The organism is Paenibacillus sp. A3, assembly GCF_001399685.1.
Lineage (GTDB): Bacteria > Bacillota > Bacilli > Paenibacillales > NBRC-103111 > Paenibacillus_G.
In genome coordinates, this window is the sequence record NZ_JTHN01000078.1 from 1 (window position 1) to 17,563 (window position 17,563).

Here is a 17,563-nt window from a genome sequence, read left to right on the forward strand (position 1 = left end):
TTTTCAACGCTGGCAGCCCAGTTGCACAGGTCTGGTAAGACAAGCCTCTGCCTGTTTCTTGGAAGGTGTCGTTCCACCTCGCAAGGAAGTGGTTAAAGACAAAGCGAGCGCATCCAAACATCTGATGGATCAGCGTCGTTTGCTCCTCCGTAGGGTAGATGCGAAAGCGAAAAGCTTTATGATGCAACATGCGGGATTTACCTCCTTTGGTGATTTTATGATAATTATAGCACATACGTTCGCATTCATATGCAAGAGATGCTGATTCATCTCCCCCTTATCGAAGAGGGAGTCTTCTCAGCCTTAACAATAAAATCTGTAGTGGAGCTTACGGTAAACGTTCCTGGAGCAGTTACAAATTTATCAGCTTTGGTTAAATAATTATGCGCAAACGTGAATGTGTAATTTGCTACTGCCTGTTCTTGGTCCAAAAATACCTATAAACACCACAATTGAGGTATTTATGGGTTTCCGCCCCCCCCCCTGCGAAGGGCACTTCCTCTCCAATCCGCTTTGCGCCATCATCTCTCTAGCTTATTTTCCCATTCTTCCAAGTAGATCATCTGCGTCAAAGGGGACGTGTCCAGCTCAATCGGGCAAATAAACTCCAGCGAATTGCCGTCCGGGTCCTCAAAATAAATAGCTGCGTGCGCGTGCGGCCGGTTGGGCAGCACGATGGGACCCGTCGGCGCAAACCCGAAAGCTTCTCTCACCTCGATCCCCTTGTCCGCGAGCCACTGCTTGGCCCGCTTTATATCCTCCAGCTCCACTTGAAAGGCGATATGCCTCAACGACGGATGGTACGGGACGTTCACCTGTTCCGCCTCCCACAGACCGAGCCAGCTCTTTCCTTTCTCAATCCAGAAAAAGGTCAGGCCGCGGCCTTGATGCGCCAGTTCCAGGCCGATGTTTTCATAAAAGGCGATGGATCGCTTCAGATCTCTTACCGGCAAATGCGCTTCGTACAGTCCTTGGATCACGTGGATCGCCACCTTTCCAGTTTTAGAATTCTCCCTTTCGATTACAGTGTAGCACAAAACCACATAGTAACCCATATTTTTCCAGTTTATTTTAACAGCCAAAAAATTCACCCAGAAAATACCTAACGATTTTAGCGAATTGTGTCGATAAAAGGAGATGATCACATCAAAGGAGAGATACATAATGGATAAACATCACTTTATGCTATCGGTCGGGAGAAAGCTGTTCTTGTCTTTTCTGATCCTGATCTTGCTGCTGGCCGGCTTGGGCCTCACCTCACTGGGTCGGGGGGCAAAGATGCAATCCAAGACGGAGGAAATTACCGGCGCTTGGCTGTCAGGAGTAGGGATTGCCAACAACGTCAACTACTTGACAGAACACGTTCTTGTTCTGCAATATAAAATTTTGACCAATCCGGAAGTCGCCAAAAAACAACTATACATCCAGGAAGCCGATGCCACGTTTGCAGAGATCGACAAGCAACTGGATCTGTACAGCGAGACGTTCGTTAGCGACGAAGATCGCATCAATACGGAGCAGCTTCGGGCGAAATGGAACAGTTATAAAGAAGTTTACGACCGTACCCTCGTGTTGGGCAAGCAAATCGACCTGGTTCGCGGCGCGGTGAAACAGGAAAAAGAACTCACGGCGATGATGGGGCAATCCCAGCAAACCTATGACGAAATGCAGAAACTGCTGAATAAAATGATCAAAATCAATAACGACGGCGCCAAAATGGCGACGCAGGAAAGCGGACAAATCTACCTAAGCACTATCGAGCTTACGATCGGGATGATCGCCATTTCGGTCATAATCGGAATCGCCTTGGTCATCGTGATGATCCGCATCATATCCAGGCCCGTGAAGCTTGTATCCGAAGCTCTGCACCGGGTGGCCGGCGGCGACTTGACGGTCGAACCGCTCGCGGTCAAGCAAAAGGACGAGATCGGAAGTCTGGTCGTTTCCCTAAACGACATGGTATCCCATCTAAAAATGACCGTGGTGCAGATACAAGAGGCATCCACGACGGTTGCCGCTTCGTCCGAGGAGCTGCAGGCCAGCTCGGAGCAAAATACGGTAGCGACCAAAACCGTTACGCTGTCCATCCAAGAGATGGCCTCCGGTACGGAGAGTCAGCTGATGCGCTCGGACGAAACCGGAAGAGCGATGGAAGAGATGGCCGCAGGCATTCAACGCATCGCCGAAACGACGTCGGACGTATCCGAATTGTCTCAAGAATCCGCTATCCAAGCGCAGCATGGTAACGACGCCATTCAAGCGGCGAGAAGCAGAATGAACGCCCTGAGCGAATCGGTCGGGCAGGCGGGCGACGATATCAAGACGCTGGAGACGCATTCCGTGAACGTCGGCAGCATTCTGCAGATTATCAACGACATCGCTTCGCAAACCGGTTTGCTGGCGCTCAACGCCTCCATCGAGGCGGCAAGAGCGGGAGAGCATGGACAAGGCTTCGCCGTCGTCGCGAACGAGGTGAAGAAGCTCGCCCAGCAGTCTGGAGAAGCCGTTCAAAGCATCTCGGACATCATCACGCAGATTCAAACCGATACGTCCAAAGCGGTGCTCACGATGAACCGCAGCTTGTCGGAGGTTCGCATCGGACTCCAAGCCGTGACCGAGGCGGATGAAGCGTTCCAGCAAATCACCCGTACCGCGAGCGACGTATCCGGCAAAATTCAGGAAGTGGCGGCGGCAGCCGAAGAAATGGCGGCAAGCTCGGAACAGGTGTCCGCTTCCGCTTCGGAGATGAACCAAATTGCCAGACAGGCCGCCGAATCGGCGCAGACGATTGCCGCTACAACCGAAGAGCAGCTCGCATCTGCGGAAGAAATTGCTTCGTCCGCGGAATCGTTAAGCCGGACGGCGCAGGATTTGTCCGAACTGGTCAACCGGTTCAAATTGTAAGGGCGCTCCCGGCGTCCAAAAAAAAGGGAAGAAGTCCCTGCAGCGTTGAAGCTGCGGACTTCCTCCCTTTTTCATTTCACATTAAGTTTCATGCTTATATTTTAAACTTGCGGACCAGCGTTTCCAGATTTTCCGCCTCCCGGCTCAATCCTTCGGACAAGAAGGAAACCTCCTGCACCAAAGCGGTTTGCGCTTGGGTTTTGTCATTGACGATCTGCACGCCATCCAGAGATTCTCTGGCAACATCGGCCATATCGGAGACGGAGGCGGCAATTTCCTCCGAGCCTGCCGCCATTTCCTCCGAAATGGCCGAAACCTCTTGAATTTGGGCGGCGACTTCTTTGGTGGCCTGCAATATTTTTTGGAACGAGTCGCTGGCAGCCCGCACCTTGTGGCTGCCCAAGGCCACCTCTTCGCTTACCCGCTGCATGGCTTTGACCGTTTCCGTCGAATCGCTGCGAATTTCCTGGAGCAGCTCGGCGATCTGTCCTGCCGAGGCTGCGGAGCCTTCCGCCAGCTTGCGGATTTCCGCCGCCACGACCGCGAAGCCCCGGCCATGCTCGCCCGCCCGGGCCGCTTCGATCGAAGCATTGAGCGCAAGCAGATTCGTTTGCTTGGACAACGTGGCGATCGTATCCGCAATTTGCCCGATGTGGGACGAACGCTCGTCCAGCTTGGACACGATCTGGGCGGAGTTGTTGACGGACTCGTCGATCTGATCCATTTGCCGCTTGGCCTGCTCCATATGTCCGAAGCCGTCCACAGCTTCTTTCTCCGTATCCACGGCGGCCTCGGACAGCTCGGTAGCCGATTCGGCCACCCGCTGCACGCCTTTGGCCATTTCTTCGATGGCCCGCGATCCGTCCAGCGTGTTCTGCACCGAAATGACGGCCCCCTGCTCGATCACCGCCATCCGTTTGCCGATTTCTTCGGTTGCGGCAGAGGTTTGCTTCGTATTGGCAATCAGTTTCTCCGACGTCTCCCATACTTTCTCGGAGGTGCCGGTAATCTCCTTGATCATGCCGTGCAGACTGTCGAGCATCCGGTTAAGCGAGCCTGCGATTTCGCCGATCTCGTCCTTCGTATTGGAGGTCAGTCTTGCCGTCAGATCGCCGCCGTTGCTGGCAAGCTCGGCAATTTTCCCATTCACCGTTTTTAAAGGCCTCAGCTTGATAAAGATCAAGGCAAAAATGCCGAACAAGGTCAAGAACGTCACTACCAGCAGGATCACGGCGAAGTTCATCATAGAGGTAGCCGTCTGACGGGCCGCGTCCGCTTCCTGCTGCGCCCGGTTGTTCATCTTGGTTTGAAACTGCTGGATATAGCCCATAATTTCTTTTTTGCTGGCATCGTATTGTTCGCCGAACATCAGCTTCCGGGCGCTGTCAAAATTTTTCTCCTCCACCGCCTTCATGGCGGCTTCCTCGGTTTTGATCAAGGTGTCGGAGCTATTCTTCGCTTTCTCGATCAAGTCCAGCTCTTCCTGCGGAGCTTCAAGCGCTTTCAGTTGTTCGACGACCTTATCGCGCGACTTGGTCTCGTTGACCTCTTTCCAATAATTATCATGGTGCCGCTTGTCCCCGAACTGGACATATCGTCTCATCTCATCGGTCAAGTAATCGGAGCCGTTCTTCAAGTCAAAGCCGAGCTGCTTGAACTGCGCCTGCCGTTGTACCGCCAGCCGTTCCTGGGCGATGCCATCCTCCAGCTTGCTGACACTGAACCAGTTGAGCAGCGATAATACCAATAAAAGTCCGCCCATCACCTTTAACCAGCTTGAAATCTTCATCCGCAGTCCCCCTGATGTCTTGATTTTATTCGACATTTTTCAACATATTTATCGACATTTTTAGACAAGAATTTGATATGTATTTTTTTACTTTACTATTTTTTCGACAAATTTAATAAGGAGAAAAGGTTGCGGCGGGCGGAAGAAGTAAGGTGAAAGGTAATCTGAAACGTTAAAGTCGCTTGGGGGTGCTGGTTCGGGGAGCGGCTTACATGCCACGCATCAATAAGCGGCCCGGAGAGGAGGAGGCGAAGGCGTATGCCTCACTTGGAGAGCAGGCGTAATATTCCGTTGGAATTTCGCGAACGTCCGGTCATAGGGCGCGGAAGCTCCATAGCAGCGGGAAATCCGGCTAGCGGCTTCCTTGCGCCAGCAGCACGACAAACCGGCATACCCTGAAGGATATGCCGGCGGTCGAGTGACGCTGCGGACTATCTCTCCCCCACCGATTCGGCGAGAAAATCAACCAGATGCATCGCTTGCATCGTCTTGTCTCTCCCGTGGCGGTGCACGCCCCATTTCATCTGAAGCAGACAACCCGGATTCGCCGTTAGAATGACGTGCGCCCGGGTGCGCTCCACCTGCTCCATCTTATGGTCGAGCACGCTGGCGGACATCTCCGGCTGCGTCAAGTTGTAGATCCCGGCGGAGCCGCAGCAGCGGTCGGCGTCGGGCAGCTCCTGCAGCTTCGCGCCGGGCACGGTCCGGATCAGCTGCCGCGGGGCCGATGCGACGCGCATCACGTTGCGCAGATGACACGAGTCCTGGTATGTGACCGTCACCTGGCCGAGCGGCTTCAGCGGCAGCGGACGCCCTTCGGCGAGCAGCTCCGACACGTCGAAGACCTGCGAGGCAAACCGGCGGGCCTCCGCCGCCTCGGGATCGCTGTGAAGGAGGTGGTCCACCTCCTTCAGGGTAGCGCCACAGCCGCCGGCGTTGCTGACGACGGCATCGACGCCGGCCGCGCCGAAGGCGGCGATGTTGGTCCGGGCCAGACGGCGGGCGCTCTCCCGTTCGCCGGCATGGGCGTGCAGCGCGCCGCAGCACGTCTGCGAGGCCGGGACCACGACCTCGTAGCCCGCCAGGCGCAGCAGCTTGATCGTGTTCACGTTCGTCTCCGTGAACAGCACGTCCATGATGCAGCCGCGGAACATCCCGACCCGGCCGAGACGTTCGCCTTCGGCCGGGATCACGAGCAGCGATTGTCCGCCGTCGCCCTGTTCCCAGCGGGCAGGCAGGCCAAGCTTCTCCCAACGGCGGATGACGCCGTCGCCGGCCGCTTGCGGCAGCACCGCTTCCATCTCGCGCATATGAGACGGAAACAGCTTCATGACGCCGAGCCCGCGCGCCAGCTTCTGCAACCCGCTCGTTTGGTAGAGCTTCAGCGACGAGCCGAGCAGCCGCATCCGGCCGTGATGCGGAAACAGCCGCTCCATGAACAGCCGCTTCACCGTCCGTACCGGCCATCGCTCGGCGGTTACCGCCGCGATCGACTCGCGGGCCTGTTCGATAAGCTGGCCGTACTTGACATCCGACGGGCAGGCCGGCTCACAAGCGCGGCAGCCGAGGCACAGGTCCATCTGCGAGCGGAACGCCGCGTCCGGCTCCATTTTGCCGTCATAGACGGCCTTCATCAATGCAATCCGGCCCCGCGGTGACGCCGCCTCCAGCCCCGTCTCCAGAAACGTCGGACAGGCCGTCTGGCAAAAGCCGCAGCGCATACAGTTGGTAAGCTGATCGGGATCGAGCGTGAGCCGCAGCTTCTCGGTCAATGGTTTGATCTCCGTGCTCACGCGTCATTCACCGCCTTTCGCCGCCGGATCGCGGCCGTCCTCAAGCGCGGCGCCGGGCGAATCCGTTTCCGGCGCATCGGCTTGCTCCGGCCCCGCGGTTCCGCCCGCTTCGTTCTCCGCTCCCGGCTCCGACGTAAACACAACGCGCTTGCGCGTCTCCGCGAACAGCTTGCCGGGATTGAGCAAGCCGTCCGGGTCGAACGCATGCTTCAGCCGCTTCATCAGGCTGATGCCGGACGCGCCGACCTTCCATTCCAGATACGGCGCTTTCACATGCCCGACGCCGTGCTCCCCGGTGATCGTGCCTCCGAGCCGGATCGCCACGTCGAAAATTTCCTCGAACGCCAGCTCCACCCGGTGAATCTCCTCCGCATCCCGCGCATCGGTCATCGCCGTCGGGTGCAGGTTACCGTCACCCGCATGGCCGAACGTGCATATCCGCACGTTGTGCTTCGCCGCAATGCGCTGCACCTCCAGCACCATGTCGGCAATCTTCGAGCGCGGCACCGTCGCGTCCTCAAGAATGGTTGTCGGCCGCAGCCGGGAAAGTGCTGCCAGCGCACTGCGCCGGGCTTCCATCACCTTGGCCCCTTCCTCCGGCGTCTCGGCCACCTTCACCTGGATCGCCCCTTCGCGTCTGCAGATCGTCTCGATCAGCTGCAGGTCCTTCTCCACCTGCGCCTCGTCGCCGTCCTGCTCGATCGCCAAGATCGCCTGCGCATCGACCGGTAGGCCGATTTTGGCGAACGCCTCCACCACCTCGATCGTCGCCTGATCCATAAACTCAAGCGTACAGGGCGTAATCCGGTTCGCGATAATCTGCGACACCGTCCGCGCTGCCGCCGGCAAGTCGGCAAACACCGCAATCATCGCCCGCCGGTACGCCGGCTTCGGAACAAGCTTAACCGTCGCTTCCGTCAAAATCGCCAGCGTGCCCCCAGACCCTACGAGCAGCCTCGTCAAGTCATAGCCCGCGACATCCTTCACCAGCTTGCCTCCCGTCCGCAGCACCTCGCCGCTCGCCAGCACCGCTTCAAGCCCGATGACGTAGTCCTTGGTCGTGCCGTACTTGAGCCCGCGCAGCCCGCCTGCGCCAAGGGCAATGTTGCCGCCCATCGTGCAGATAATCATGCTGCTCGGGTCCGGCGGATAAAACAGCCCCGTCTCCTCGACGGCCGTATGAAAGCGCTTAGTATTCAGACCCGTCTGGAACGTCGCCGTCAGGTTGTCCTGATCGATCTCCAGCAGCCGGTTCATCCGCGCCATGACCATGATCAGCCCGCCGTGCAGCGGCACGACGCCCGCACACAGATTGCTGCCCGCCCCGCGGGTGACCACCGGAATCCGATGCTGGGCGCAGACGCGCATCACCGCCGCCACTTCTTCCGTCGAAGCGGGGAAAATGACGCCGTCCGGCATCGATTGATACAGCGGCGTAGCATCGTAGCTGTACGAAACGAGCGTTTCGGTATCGTCACGGAACCAAGCGTCCCCGACAATCCTTCTTAATTCTTGACAGACCGTTGCAGCCAGCAAAGCGTTCCCTCCCGTATGTCCCTGGATTAATCAGGTCATCTGATGACTTTATTATAAAAGGACCCGGTTCCCTTCGTCAATGCTTCAGTGCCCCGCAAGGCGACATGATTCGCCCGGGTAAACATGGTACAATAAGGGAAATCTTGCACGCTGTCACTTAATGCATAGCCGCTGCATAATGTCGGCTTATGTCTCGACAGGGAGGAAAACCATGGATTTTTTTCCATCTCCAAGGGGTCCTTTCGACGGACCGCCGCCCATATTCAGCATCATTTTCACGCTTGCCCTTATCATCATCGTAGGTACCGTCTTGTACAAGATTTTCTCTTCCGTCTCCGTCTGGTCCGCAAACAATGCGTCCGAGCGCCTTACCGTCCCCTGCCGGGTCGTCGCCAAGCGCACGCAGGTGTCGGGCGGGTCCGGGGATTCGAGCGCGTTTACGAGATATTACGCGACCTTCGAATTCGAGAACGGCGAGCGGGTGGAGCTTCCTTTGAAAGGCCCCCAATACGGGCTGATGGCCGAGGGGGACTTCGGCGAGCTGACGTATCAAGGCACCCGCTTCATTGATTTTGTCCGCATGAGAAAGGAAGAGCATTCATGATCCGCAAAGGCTATGAAATCGTCGCCGACGCCCTTCGCGAGCAAATCGAGCAGGGCGTCTGGCCGGTCGGTTCCCGGATCGACTCGGTCGAGCAGCTCGCCGTGAAGTTCGGCGTCGGCCGCTCCACGATCCGGGAAGCGCTCATGTCGCTCAAAGCGCACGGCTGGGTGGACGTCCGCCATGGCGGCGGAACGTTCGTGCTCCGCAATAGCGGCGCGCTTCAGATCGAAGCGCCCGAGATCGGGAACGTGGAGCAGCTCCGGCAATGGCTTGAGCTGCGCTTCATCCTGGAAACCGAAGGCGCGGCGCTGGCCGCGGCGCGCCGCAGCAACGATCATCTGATCGAGCTGGACAAGATCCTCGCCGAGATGGCTTCCCTGGCCGACGAGGACAAGCTGGAGCAATGCGATATCCGGTTTCACCTGAAGCTGGCCGGAGCGTCCGGCAACGAGCTGCTCGTACGCACGCTGGAGACGCTTTTCCTGACCATGGGTCCGGCGATGCGGGAAAGCCGCCGGCTGTGGCTGTTCGCGGAGCAGAGTCAGACCGTCCGGCTCTCCGAAGAGCACCAAGCTATCGTCGACGCAGTGAGACTGCAGGACGCCGCCCTTGCCCGAGAACGCGTCGCCTCCCACTTGCGCAAGGTGGAGCAGATGCTCCGCCGTTTAACCTACGAAGCCTGACGGCATACGGCAATGTGCATACGAAAAAGCCCGCCGGCATCCTCCGGCGGGCTTTCCTCGTTTAATGGGCGGTTCCGCCCTTTTTCAACCATTCGCAGCCGTCCGCGCAGGAGCAGAGCGCCTTCTGCACCGAGCACCACGAACGCTTCGCATAATAAATCGGCACTTCCTGTTCCTTCGCTTGCTGCTTGATGGCTTTGGTCAGATTATGATTGACGTAATCCGTCAGCACAAGCACCGCGTCCACCTTTTCCGGAATCCCCTTCTTCACCATTTGGCATTTGCGTCCGGACATATGCATCACTTCGTCAAAACCGATATTCGCCAGATGATCGGGCATATTGCCCAAATGATCCGCTCCTACGACCAAAATCGACGGCATGTTTCAAGCCTCCTTTTCGTTAACGGGCTGTCTCCTGAGAGAGCCTTCCGTGCATGTATTTTTATCGTGTCTGCCTTCGATTCTCGTTATTTCGCGCCCGCGAGCAGCTTGAGCTTCCGTTCCTCGCGCTCGGCACTGCTCATCCGCGGACAGGTATAGCAATATCCGTGGTCCGTATCCGTCTTGTAAGCGAGACAGCAGCTGACTTTCATCCGCATCCGCTCTCCGGGCTTGCGCGGGTCGTCGATGTAGCGGAACTTCACATCGAGCGGATGCCGCGGCCGGCCGAATACGTCCGGCGGCAAGTCCGACAGCAGCGCCTGAAAGTCCTCCGTCAGCTTGGCCCGAAGCTCTTCGCTGTCCGCTTGGGCAACAACCATATCTCGGACGTAGTACATCCGGGTCGCGATCTGCCCCCACAATTGCCCCGCATCGAGCCCTGCCGCTTGTGCCAGCGATCCGAGCAGCGGCCGAAGCGTCTCTCCGTACAAGGCGGAGAGCACTTGACGCCTCCACCCGGTCCGGTCCCCCGCTGGCACCGACAACGTTCTGGCGTCATGCAGCCGGAACCCGAACATCGCGCGGCCTTCCTTCTGATACAAATTGACCGTCAGATTGCCCGGCGAAAAATCGAACGCCGCATCATACCGGCTGATCATATACTGCTGCGCCGCGCACAGCATGCCGAGCCAGCCGCTAAAGTAAGTGGCCGGCGCTTGCTCATCCAACGCGCGGATATGCTTGCCATACTTCACCAGAAGCATGTCCGCATGCCGGCGTTCGAACAGCTGCGACAGCTTGACCGACAACTCCCCCTCATCGGGAAGCTCCCGTATGAAAAAAAACTGCGCCTCCAGTTCGCTGAGACCTCGCTCCGCCAGCGCTTCATTCTTTACTTGCTCCATGCCGCTCTCCCTTCCCGTTCCGATTATTGGCGCTCGGGCGCTCTTTCGATGCTCCCCTGAGCCTTCTCCTCTTCCAACATTTGAACCGATATCCTCTGTATGTATGAACCGTACCGGTGCTCTTCCGGTTGCGACTGTAGTCTGTCGGGAATCGAACGGTCCGCAATGCTGCCTGCCCGGCTAAGGTTTCTATGCCTGATCAGCTCATACAGCAAACCCACGGACGGCTCCTCCTTATTATATGATAATGATTCTCAATAACATGTATATTACAAATGATAATGGTTATCATTCTCGTTGTCAATGGGTTGCCTCTTTTCGTGTCATGTTCATGGCCCCGTCTGCCGAACGATGCATAAAACTTGAAATCCGTTCCAAATTAATGCAAGAAGGTGCTGCATTTTGCATCGCAGGTGGAACGGACTGCTCTGAAAGCGATCCTATGCCTTATTCTTGTCTTTGTCCCCGTGCTGCTTCCTTCTCCTTCGCCCGGACTTTCCTTCAGCGGACAAACGCTCCGCCTCGGCTCCCGCGGCGATGACGTATACGAGCTGCAGGGACGTCTGAAGTTTCTCGGATACTACAACGGAAGCATAGACGGCATCTTCGGGCAGCAGACGCAAGGTGCAGTATTTTGGTTTCAGGACCGGTTCGGCATCGCCGTCGACGGGATTGCCGGGCCGCAGACGCAGAACAAGCTCTGGCAGGCGACCAAGCATTGGCGGGCTTCGGGTTCCTCGTTCAGCAACGAAGATATTACGCTGATGGCCCGAACGGTGTACAGAGAAACCCGGGGCCTTCACCGCCGTGGACGACGGCCAGATCTGGCTGACACCGGACAGCACAGCCTACAAAGCGGTCTATGACGCCGTGAACGGCTGGGACCCTTCTGGCGAAGCGCTGTACTATTTCAATCCGGCTACGGCCACCTCGCAATGGATCTGGCCCAGGCCGCAAATCAAACAAATCGGCCGCCATATTTTTTGCAAATGAGTTCACGGCTTCCATCGGAAAGAGCCGGGCCCTCACAGGTGCCCGGCTTGCCGTTACTTTCGCACGCGAAGCTTAGATGAACAAGAAGCTGCAGCTGATAATCACAAGCAGAATGAACAGAACCAGGATGACGCCTGTCGATGTGAAACCGCCAAAACCACCCACAATGATCACTCCTTCGACAAAATTGAATATCCGCCATACTCCCCATGTCGGATATTCGCAATATTAATGTATGCGAGAGACGAATGACCGGTATGGACGAGTGAGGGGGAACTTTTATTCAGACGGGCCCATTCTTTTGGCAGATCACATCACTTTAAATCGAAGGAAATCCGAGAGCACACCAAGGCAAAGCCGAAGCGGCAGAATTTCCTGCATTTTTCGACAGTGTGATTTTTTTCACATCTCTTTTCTCCCGGACATGCTATAGTAAAGGCGTAGGGAGGAAGCAAATCCCGACATCAATCAAAGGAAAGGAACATGCGATATGAACACCGTGCTTCGTTCCCGCTCCGGCCCACGACACTGCTATAGCAGCCGATCTTGCCTTACAAAAGGCTCTTACCTTATTGAAAGGCAAGCGAACGATTCTTCTTACGGTAATTTGTGAATTTTTTCACGATATCTTGTTGGAAAATCGAATGGATTCGATCGACCGTCTAATCCTGTCAGTTTAAATGGATATTATCCCTTAATGATGGTAATTTATCCCTCTTCATCTCTTTAGCGTTGTGCAATAATGAAAAAAATGAATGTGTCAAAATTTAGACACAATTTGATAACAAAGGGAGCGATTATGATGATTATGAAATGGTTAAGAGAAAACGTGTATGCTGCCGGCTTGCTGCTCATATTACGCGTATATGTCGGATGGACATGGCTTACGGCCGGGTTCCACAAACTTACCGGCGGGTTCGACGCCACCGGCTTCCTGAAGGGCGCCATTGCCAAACCGCCAATGGACAAGGCCACAAACGAATTGATTTACCCGACCTTCAACGCGTTTATCGAAAATTTCGCTTTGCCTAACGCGAAGCTGATCAACGTCATGATCCCGCTCGGTGAGTTTCTCGTCGGTCTCGGCTTAATTCTCGGGACACTGGCAACAGCAGCAGCCTTCTTCGGATTAATGATGAACTTCATGTTCCTGTTCGCCGGAACCGTAAGCACGAACCCTTGGATGGTCCTCCTCGGCTTCATCCTCTTGGCTGCAGGAGCCAACACCGGTAAATTCGGCGGCGACTACTACGTACTGCCTTACCTCCGCAAAACGTTCCGTAAGCTGAACAAAGGCGGAGACAGCCACGATCCTAACAAAACCGCCGGCGGCACCCGTGCCCCGATGGGAGTATAACGCAAGCATATGACAAGAAGACCACGGATCGATTCCGTGGTCTTACTTTTTCTTATTCACAATCAGCATCATCATAAACGAAATGACGATGATCGAGCCGGTCCACCACCAGGCGAGCGTCATGCGGCCGGATTCTACCGCCATGTAGATGGCGGTCGGAACGGTCTGCGTCTTGCCCGGGATATTCCCGGCGATCATCAGCGTCGCCCCGAATTCGCCGAGCGCCCGGGCGAAGCCCAGAATATAACCCGTAGCAAGGGAGCGCCAGGCCAGCGGCAGCGTAATGTAGCGGAGCACCTGCCACTCGCCCGCGCCCGAGGAGCGCGCAGCGTCCTCCAGACTGCGGTCGACCGAAGCGAAGCCGACCTTCATCGTTTGGTATACGAGCGGGAACGCGACCACGATCGAGGCGATGACGGCGGCCCACCACGTGAAGATGAGCGGAGCCGCGAACCACTCCTCGATCCAGCGGCCGAACCAGCTCTTCTTGCCGAGAAGCACCAGCAGGATGAAGCCGATCACGGTCGGAGGAAGCACCAGCGGCAGCATCAGCGCGGTTTCCAGCAGCGTTTTGCCCGGAAACGTACGGCGGGACAAGCCCCACGCCGCGGCGATCCCGAGGACGAACACCAGCGCGCTAGCAACCAGCGATACTTTGACCGACAGAAGGACCGGCGACAGAAAAGCGTTCCAATCGATGCCAGGCATGCTTGTTACTTCCCGCCAGGGATGGTGAAGCCGTACTTCGCGAACACGTCCGCCGCCTCTTTGCTCTGCAGGTACGTATAGAAGGCTTCGGCTTCTTTGGCATGCTTCGTCGCTTTGACGATACCGGCCGGATATTCGACCGGCTTGTAGGTTTTCGGATCGACGTTGAAGGCGATCTTCACCTTCTTGGACGTGAGCGCATCCGTCTTGTAGACGAAGCCCGCTTCCGCGTTGCCCGATTCGACGTAGGTCAGCACCTGCCGCACGTCTTTCGCCATGACGAGCTTCGGCTGCAAAGCGTCCCACTGCTTCGCGTTCGTCAGCGCTTCCTTGGCATAGCCGCCCGCCGGTACGGATTCCGGCTCCCCGATGGCGACGTGCTTCACTTCCGGCTTCGCCAAATCGTCCACCGTGCCGACCTGCGCTTTGCCGCCTTCCGGTACGACGACGACGAGCTCGTTGACGAGCAGGTTTTTCTGCTGCGCCGCATCGACAAGCTGCTTGTCCACCAGCGCTTTCATATTTTTGGCGGCGGCGGACAGGAACACGTCGGCAGGAGCGCCCTGCTCAATCTGCTGCTGCAGCGCACCGGAGGCCCCGAAGTTGAAGTTCAGCTTGATGCTGGTGTTCTTGCTTTCGTAAGCGTTCTGGATTTCCTTGAGCGCGTCGGTCAAGCTTGCCGCGGCGGATATGGTCAGCTCCACCTTCTCCGCGGGAGCGGCTTGGCTCTTTTCTTGCCCGGCTTTCGGCGCGTCCGCCGGGGTTGGCTTCGCTTCGCCACAGCCTGCAAGCCCGATGGCTAGAGATAAAGCAAGCAGCAGGAATAAACAAGAAGCAGCGATTTTACGCACAGATTCCTCTCTCCTATCTATTTAATTATGTTTAGATATAACTAGATATAATTGACTCGAAATTCATTATAAGCGAAGAAAAGGAACCCTGTAAACAGCGGTTTGAATCGCCGCCGCTTCCATCGTATGATAGATGTGACGACTTCGTGTCCAGGCCGGGACCAAGACCGGCGCTGCCTACGAAGACGAATGCAAGACGGGAGGTTTCAGCGTCATGACCAACGACGTTTCCTATACAACCGAAGAAATTGCTAAGCTCTTGAAAATATCCAAGCTGACGGTGTACGACCTGATCAAAAAGGGCGAGCTCCCCGCCTACCGCGTCGGCAAGCAAATGCGTATCGACGCCGCGGATCTGGAGGCCTATAAAGCCAGAGCCCGCGAAGGCCGCATGCCGCAAGCAGCCGCTCCGGCGCCGTCCGGTGCCTCCAGGCCGGGGGGCGTTTTTGCTCCAGGCAGCCGTCCGCTCGTCATCACGGGGCAGGACATCAGCCTCGACATGTTGGCCAAGCATCTGGAGAAGCAGGCGCCCGGAGTCCGCCCGCTTCGCTCGTATGTCGGCAGCTTGGACAGCCTGATCTCGATGTACCGCGGCGAATCGGATATCGTGAGCACGCATCTCCTGGATGGCGATACCGGGGAATACAATATTCCGTATATCCGCAAGCTGCTGGTCGGCTTTTCGTATATCGTCGTTCATCTGCTTACCCGCAATGCCGGGCTTTACGTGCCGCAGGGCAATCCGAAAGGACTGCGGGGCTGGGACGATCTCACGCAGTCCGGCCTGCGCATCGCCAACCGGGAGAAAGGCTCCGGCGCGCGCGTGCTGCTGGACGAGCAGTTGCGGCTGCACGGCATCGCTCCGGGCAGCCTTGCCGGCTATGAGGCGGAGGAATCCAGCCATATGGGCGTAGCCGGCAAAGTCGCTGCGGGCGAGGCCGATGTCGGGGTCGGAATCGAGAAAGCGGCGAACATCGTCGAAGGCGTCGATTTTATCCCGCTGATCCGGGAGCGTTACGATCTCGTGATGCTGAAGAAGCCGGATAACCGCGAATGGATCGAAGTTATCCGGCGCATCCTGCAATCGGACGCCTTTCTCGGCGAGCTGCGCTCCATCGGCGGATACGACTTGACCGAGACGGGCAAGGTGTTGCTGGAAACGTGACGGACCGGTTCCGGTAAACGCGGCCCGGCAGGACAAGGGGCAGGCATTGGAAAAAATGGATACGGATCATGACCGCCATCTGTGTCATTATTGTGGCTTGCCTTCCCTTCTATCCGAGACTGCGTTACGATCTTTATGAGCAAGACCGATTGCCGAGCAAGTACGAAGAGATCGAATACATCGTGATGGCCGCTTGGCAGAAAATTTAACCGGACTCGGGTGATCGCATCAGCATGGATTTTTCAATCATCGAGCATTTGACACAGGACAATATCAAGCATTGGCTGGAGCAATACCGCTCCCTGGGGCCGCTGCCCGGCATCCTGCTCACGTTCGCCAAATCGTTCGTTCCCCCGCTGCCTACGCTGGTCATCGTCGGAGTCAACGCGGCGGTATACGGCTTATGGTTCGGCTTTCTGTATTCGTGGATCGGCATGGTCGCCGGATGCCTGACGACCTTCCTGATCATTCGCAAAGCGGCCGGCCATCCGTACTTCGAGCGGTGGAAGCGCAAGCCCAAAGTCGAAAAAAGCATGCGGTGGGTCCGCCACAACGGGTTCAGCTATGTGTTTCTGCTGAGCGTCTTTCCGGTCGGTCCGTTCGTGCTTGTCAATATGGCGGCCGCCGTCGCGCGCATGCGGCCGCATACGTTTCTGATTGCCGTGGCCGCCGGCAAAGCGATCATGATCTTCTCCGTTTCTTACATCGGGCACGATCTGGAACGATTTATCCGCGATCCGCTTCAGCTGCTCTATGTGGTGTTGTTTATCGGGGGTTCGCTGGTTCTCAGCAAAAAAATCGAGGCTCATTTCACGAGGGTGGCTGCGGCCAAAGAGGAGCAGCGAAGTCTGAACGGACACGAGCGGGGAAGCGAATAGAGTTCCCGCGCAACGCGCCAGAGGCTATTCCCTCCCCCTTTGGGGGGAGAAGCGGCTGTGACCGTTTATTCGCAAACCTTTTCCAGATCGGCCGTGCTGCCGATGCGATTCGCGTCGTTGATTCGACAGCTTAGTTCCCTTCTATCTTTTTTAGACCTTATTTCAATCCACATCCTGTTGATTTGCAAATTTTTTACCAAATTAACCACGTTATGCACATTTTTCAACTCGTCCCCAACAGCTTTTCCATCTTCCAATCTTTCATATCGGACATCCAGATAAAGAAGCTGCCGGTCAATGGCTTCTTGAAAAGAAATATACTTGGGCCCAAAAATAATGGCGTTCTCGTCCTGAAATTCTCCGTATAGGGAATGGTAGTCCGACACTTTGTTTATGCGGTATTTTTCCTCCGGCAGCAGCTCTTGCAGCTTTGGATAAACCGTCTCCTTCAGTTCGGCGTTCCAAAAAGCTTGTACATAGTCGTCTCTAAACACGAACTGCTTGTTTTTCTCCGAAACATCCACGCGGATCTTATAATCGGGTTTTGCAACAGAATGTACTTCAACATCATAATGATCAATCGTACCGTTATACTCGACCTTTTCAATCCTGAATTCTTCCTGATATTTGTTTTTCAAATGAATGGCCAATTCTTCCTGCACTCTCTTTTCCTCGGACGAGAATTGCTTGAAGATGGCATCCAGCATCAAAAAAACCATCCCGCCCATCAGCAAGTAGAGAACCACCAAAACGCAAAAGACGGCCGCAATAATAAAAAGTACGGTTTTGAGCGCCGCCTTAACGTATCTATTGGTTAAAATCTTATCCAGCAGCGTTGGTTCCTTATTTTCTTCCGCGATCCGTTTAAACTTGTCCGCACTTGAATTCATCGCCTCAAATAAATTCCGATCCATTTGCGTCATCCCATTCTTTTCTATATGTATCTGTTCATCCTTCGGCAAAACGACGAAATCCGGAAGCATAGGCTTCCGGATAGGCTCCCGGGCTTGTGACC

19 protein-coding genes and 1 pseudogene are annotated in these 17,563 nt (G+C 56.1%); 8 read left to right on the forward strand and 12 right to left on the reverse strand.

All coding sequences use genetic code 11. The features are described from left to right. Both QJ48_RS11355 and QJ48_RS11360 read right to left on the reverse strand, forming a co-directional pair. Positions 1–190: helix-turn-helix domain-containing protein (locus QJ48_RS11355; protein ID WP_157261597.1), on the reverse strand; the 190-nt coding region annotated here is incomplete at its 3' end. 331 nt (positions 191–521) lie between these two features. Beyond that, positions 522–980: a VOC family protein gene (locus QJ48_RS11360; RefSeq protein WP_054973714.1), complete on the reverse strand. Its 459-nt coding sequence runs from the start codon at positions 978–980 to the stop codon at positions 522–524. Between the two features lie 184 nt (positions 981–1,164). Here QJ48_RS11360 and QJ48_RS11365 point away from each other — a divergent pair, with 184 nt between their 5' ends. Then, the gene (locus QJ48_RS11365; protein ID WP_054973715.1) at positions 1,165–2,904 is read left to right on the forward strand and encodes a methyl-accepting chemotaxis protein; all 1,740 of its coding nucleotides are present in this window, start codon (positions 1,165–1,167) and stop codon (positions 2,902–2,904) included. A 94-nt stretch (positions 2,905–2,998) separates the two neighbouring features. Here QJ48_RS11365 and QJ48_RS11370 read toward each other — a convergent pair whose 3' ends face one another. The 3 genes from QJ48_RS11370 to QJ48_RS11380 all read right to left on the reverse strand — a co-directional run bounded on the left by QJ48_RS11370 (position 2,999) and on the right by QJ48_RS11380 (position 8,022). Next, positions 2,999–4,693 (reverse strand): methyl-accepting chemotaxis protein, encoded by a 1,695-nt coding sequence (locus QJ48_RS11370; RefSeq protein ID WP_054973716.1) that lies wholly within the window; start codon positions 4,691–4,693, stop codon positions 2,999–3,001. A 431-nt stretch (positions 4,694–5,124) separates the two neighbouring features. Then, positions 5,125–6,486, reverse strand: a complete 1,362-nt coding sequence (locus QJ48_RS11375; protein ID WP_054973717.1) for a (Fe-S)-binding protein — start codon at positions 6,484–6,486, stop codon at positions 5,125–5,127. A gap of 3 nt (positions 6,487–6,489) precedes the next feature. Further along, entirely contained in the window at positions 6,490–8,022 is a 1,533-nt protein-coding gene (locus QJ48_RS11380; protein WP_054973718.1) for an FAD-binding oxidoreductase, read from the reverse strand. A 211-nt stretch (positions 8,023–8,233) separates the two neighbouring features. Here QJ48_RS11380 and QJ48_RS11385 point away from each other — a divergent pair, with 211 nt between their 5' ends. Both QJ48_RS11385 and QJ48_RS11390 read left to right on the forward strand, forming a co-directional pair. Further along, positions 8,234–8,626, forward strand: a complete 393-nt coding sequence (locus QJ48_RS11385) for a DUF2500 domain-containing protein (RefSeq protein ID WP_054973719.1) — start codon at positions 8,234–8,236, stop codon at positions 8,624–8,626. Beyond that, positions 8,623–9,309, forward strand: a complete 687-nt coding sequence (locus QJ48_RS11390) for a FadR/GntR family transcriptional regulator (protein WP_054973720.1) — start codon at positions 8,623–8,625, stop codon at positions 9,307–9,309. The genes QJ48_RS11385 and QJ48_RS11390 overlap by 4 nt, the downstream gene beginning before the upstream one ends. 61 nt (positions 9,310–9,370) lie before the next feature. Here the strand turns inward: QJ48_RS11390 and QJ48_RS11395 are convergent, their stop codons facing one another. The 3 genes from QJ48_RS11395 to QJ48_RS11405 all read right to left on the reverse strand — a co-directional run bounded on the left by QJ48_RS11395 (position 9,371) and on the right by QJ48_RS11405 (position 10,817). Then, a complete protein-coding gene (locus QJ48_RS11395) occupies positions 9,371–9,691 on the reverse strand; it encodes a DUF2325 domain-containing protein (RefSeq protein WP_054973721.1) in 321 nt (106 codons plus the stop codon). 86 nt (positions 9,692–9,777) lie between these two features. After that, positions 9,778–10,596: a ferric iron reductase gene (locus QJ48_RS11400; protein ID WP_054973722.1), complete on the reverse strand. Its 819-nt coding sequence runs from the start codon at positions 10,594–10,596 to the stop codon at positions 9,778–9,780. 23 nt (positions 10,597–10,619) lie between these two features. Beyond that, entirely contained in the window at positions 10,620–10,817 is a 198-nt protein-coding gene (locus QJ48_RS11405; protein WP_054973723.1) for a hypothetical protein, read from the reverse strand. A 246-nt stretch (positions 10,818–11,063) separates the two neighbouring features. Between QJ48_RS11405 and QJ48_RS11410 the strand changes: the two are divergent. After that, positions 11,064–11,589 (forward strand): annotated as a pseudogene (locus QJ48_RS11410) (peptidoglycan-binding protein). 72 nt (positions 11,590–11,661) lie between these two features. Here QJ48_RS11410 and QJ48_RS11415 read toward each other — a convergent pair. Next, complete coding sequence (locus QJ48_RS11415) at positions 11,662–11,763, reverse strand: dihydroorotate dehydrogenase (RefSeq protein WP_157261598.1); 102 nt, start codon at positions 11,761–11,763, stop codon at positions 11,662–11,664. Between the two features lie 628 nt (positions 11,764–12,391). On the opposite strand from QJ48_RS11415, the gene QJ48_RS11420 reads away from it, so the two are divergent. Further along, positions 12,392–12,946 (forward strand): DoxX family membrane protein, encoded by a 555-nt coding sequence (locus QJ48_RS11420; protein ID WP_054973726.1) that lies wholly within the window; start codon positions 12,392–12,394, stop codon positions 12,944–12,946. Positions 12,947–12,988: 42 nt separating this feature from the next. Here QJ48_RS11420 and modB read toward each other — a convergent pair whose 3' ends face one another. After that, entirely contained in the window at positions 12,989–13,654 is a 666-nt protein-coding gene (modB, locus tag QJ48_RS11425; RefSeq protein ID WP_054973727.1) for a molybdate ABC transporter permease subunit, read from the reverse strand. Between the two features lie 5 nt (positions 13,655–13,659). Then, entirely contained in the window at positions 13,660–14,505 is an 846-nt protein-coding gene (gene modA, locus QJ48_RS11430) for a molybdate ABC transporter substrate-binding protein (protein ID WP_054973728.1), read from the reverse strand. Between the two features lie 214 nt (positions 14,506–14,719). Between modA and QJ48_RS11435 the strand changes: the two genes are divergently transcribed. The 3 genes from QJ48_RS11435 to QJ48_RS11440 all read left to right on the forward strand — a co-directional run bounded on the left by QJ48_RS11435 (position 14,720) and on the right by QJ48_RS11440 (position 16,548). Then, complete coding sequence (locus QJ48_RS11435) at positions 14,720–15,670, forward strand: helix-turn-helix transcriptional regulator (RefSeq protein WP_054973729.1); 951 nt, start codon at positions 14,720–14,722, stop codon at positions 15,668–15,670. Positions 15,671–15,738: 68 nt separating this feature from the next. Beyond that, positions 15,739–15,879 (forward strand): hypothetical protein, encoded by a 141-nt coding sequence (locus QJ48_RS36820; protein ID WP_157261599.1) that lies wholly within the window; start codon positions 15,739–15,741, stop codon positions 15,877–15,879. A 24-nt stretch (positions 15,880–15,903) separates the two neighbouring features. Continuing rightward, positions 15,904–16,548, forward strand: coding sequence for a TVP38/TMEM64 family protein (locus QJ48_RS11440; RefSeq protein ID WP_054973730.1), 645 nt, complete (start codon positions 15,904–15,906; stop codon positions 16,546–16,548). 65 nt (positions 16,549–16,613) lie between these two features. Here the strand turns inward: QJ48_RS11440 and QJ48_RS11445 are convergent, their stop codons facing one another. Beyond that, on the reverse strand, positions 16,614–17,531 hold the full coding sequence (locus tag QJ48_RS11445) for a hypothetical protein (protein WP_054973731.1): 918 nt from the start codon (positions 17,529–17,531) through the stop codon (positions 16,614–16,616). Positions 17,532–17,563 lie beyond the last annotated feature (32 nt).

Coding starts and splice junctions, on each gene's coding strand:
- QJ48_RS11395 (WP_054973721.1), bottom strand. CDS start 9,691: ATGCCGTCGATTTTGGTCGTAGGAGCGGATCATTTGGGCAATATGCCC.
- QJ48_RS11365 (WP_054973715.1), top strand. CDS start 1,165: ATGGATAAACATCACTTTATGCTATCGGTCGGGAGAAAGCTGTTCTTG.
- QJ48_RS11370 (WP_054973716.1), bottom strand. CDS start 4,693: ATGAAGATTTCAAGCTGGTTAAAGGTGATGGGCGGACTTTTATTGGTA.
- QJ48_RS11420 (WP_054973726.1), top strand. CDS start 12,392: ATGATTATGAAATGGTTAAGAGAAAACGTGTATGCTGCCGGCTTGCTG.
- QJ48_RS36820 (WP_157261599.1), top strand. CDS start 15,739: ATGACCGCCATCTGTGTCATTATTGTGGCTTGCCTTCCCTTCTATCCG.
- QJ48_RS11440 (WP_054973730.1), top strand. CDS start 15,904: ATGGATTTTTCAATCATCGAGCATTTGACACAGGACAATATCAAGCAT.
- QJ48_RS11435 (WP_054973729.1), top strand. CDS start 14,720: ATGACCAACGACGTTTCCTATACAACCGAAGAAATTGCTAAGCTCTTG.
- QJ48_RS11390 (WP_054973720.1), top strand. CDS start 8,623: ATGATCCGCAAAGGCTATGAAATCGTCGCCGACGCCCTTCGCGAGCAA.
- QJ48_RS11445 (WP_054973731.1), bottom strand. CDS start 17,531: ATGCTTCCGGATTTCGTCGTTTTGCCGAAGGATGAACAGATACATATA.
- modB (WP_054973727.1), bottom strand. CDS start 13,654: ATGCCTGGCATCGATTGGAACGCTTTTCTGTCGCCGGTCCTTCTGTCG.
- QJ48_RS11400 (WP_054973722.1), bottom strand. CDS start 10,596: ATGGAGCAAGTAAAGAATGAAGCGCTGGCGGAGCGAGGTCTCAGCGAA.
- QJ48_RS11385 (WP_054973719.1), top strand. CDS start 8,234: ATGGATTTTTTTCCATCTCCAAGGGGTCCTTTCGACGGACCGCCGCCC.